Source organism: Trebonia sp. (assembly GCF_049794275.1).
Lineage (GTDB): Bacteria > Actinomycetota > Actinomycetes > Streptosporangiales > Streptosporangiaceae > Trebonia.
This window is the reverse complement of the sequence record NZ_JBARCR010000731.1, coordinates 1-1,552: the sequence shown is the minus strand read 5'-3', so window position 1 is coordinate 1,552 and position 1,552 is coordinate 1. Positions and strand designations below refer to the sequence as shown.

At 71.3% G+C, this 1,552-nt stretch carries 3 protein-coding genes; all 3 read left to right on the top strand.

Annotated features, from left to right (window positions below):
- The coding region (locus WA805_RS19395) for a sensor histidine kinase (protein ID WP_425243034.1) at positions 1-487 on the top strand (487 nt) is incomplete at its 5' end.
- Positions 484-1,137: a response regulator gene (locus WA805_RS19390; RefSeq protein ID WP_424565087.1), complete on the top strand. Its 654-nt coding sequence runs from the start codon at positions 484-486 to the stop codon at positions 1,135-1,137. The genes WA805_RS19395 and WA805_RS19390, both read left to right, overlap by 4 nt.
- A 113-nt stretch (positions 1,138-1,250) precedes the next feature.
- Positions 1,251-1,400, top strand: a complete 150-nt coding sequence (locus tag WA805_RS19385; RefSeq protein WP_422276012.1) for a hypothetical protein — start codon at positions 1,251-1,253, stop codon at positions 1,398-1,400.
- The last annotated feature ends 152 nt before the right edge of the window (positions 1,401-1,552 follow it).

Sequence of the window (1,552 nt, the reverse complement as noted above, 5' to 3'; positions counted from 1 at the left end):
GCTGTGCCTGCTCCGCAGCGACGACGAACCCGGCGATGCGGTCGCCGGGCTGGCACCCGCGCCCGGCCTCGGCGACCTGGGCAGCCTGGCGGCGATGGTGCGGGACGCGGGAACGCCGGTCCTGGTGGACCTGACCGGGGACGTGACGGCGCTGCCGCCCGTGGCGTCGCTGACCGCGTACCGGATCGTCCAGGAGGCGCTGACCAACGTCGTCAGGCATGCGCCGGGAGCGGAGGCGGCGGTGCGGGTGGGGATCGGGCCGACGGGGGTGCGGATCGAGGTGACTGACACCGGCCGGGCCAGCACCGGCCGGACCCCGCAGGCCGCGGGCCTGGCCGTCGGCGGCAAAGGGCACGGGATCGCCGGCATGCGCGAGCGGGCCGCGATCTTTGGCGGCACGGTCGACGCCGGGACGCTTCGGCGCGGCGGCTTCCGAGTCGCTGCGTTCCTGCCAGTCGCGCCGGCCGCGGCAGGGAGGGTGGCGTGAGCATCGGCGTCGTGGTCGCCGACGACCAGGCCATCGTCCGGGCCGGGTTCAGGCTGCTGATCGATTCAGAGCCGGACATGACCGTGCTCGGCGAGGCCGCGGACGGCGCTGAGGCCGTCGCGGCGGCCAGGCGCATGACACCCGACGTCGTGCTGATGGACATCAGGATGCCGGTCATGGACGGCGTAGCCGCGACCCGGCTGATCGCCGCCGGCGAGACGCCGTCGCGGGTGCTGATCCTGACCACCTTCGATCTCGACGAATACGTCTTCGCGGCGCTGCACGCGGGGGCGAGCGGGTTCATGCTCAAGGACCGGCCGCCTGAAGAACTGCTGTCCGCTATCCGGGTCATCGCGGTCGGCGAGGCGCTCCTCGCGCCCAACGTCACCCGGCGACTGATCGAGCACTTCATCCGCCAGCCCGAGCCGCTGCGCACGCCCCCTGGGGGCCTGGAGGAGCTGACCGTCCGGGAGCGCGAGGTGCTCGCGCTGATCGCCGCCGGGCTGTCCAACACCGAGATAGCCGGCAAGCTGGTGATAAGCGTGCCGACCGCGAAGACCCACGTGAGCCGCATTCTTGCCAAGCTCGCCGCCCGCGACCGCGCCCAGCTCGTCGTGATCGCCTACCAGTCGGGCCTGGTCAAGGCCTGACCTCTGGCTACATCCAGGGATGTAACGCGAACAGGTTCGCCAGTCTGACGACATCCGCCACCGCCGCGCGCAGCATGAGAGCCCGGAACCGAGCGCGATGGCTGGAGGAGCGGATGCACGACCTGGCGATGCAGGCACTCGCGAACGGCGGCCACGGGGGCGGCCGGATCATCATCCTGGCGCTGCTGCTGATCATCGTGGCGCTCGCCGCCGGGTGGATCGTTTACGCCCTGCGCACCCGGCGGAACCGGCGCAGGTCATGACATCGCCGGGGAATGCCCCGCCCGGCCGCGTGTTATACCCCCATGGGTATTGTTCGGTACCGCGAAGCCAGAGGGGTGAAAGATGAGTACCGTCGCGCTGACTGAGGACACCTTCGAGGACACGGTCATCCAGCCGGGGATAACGCTGGTCG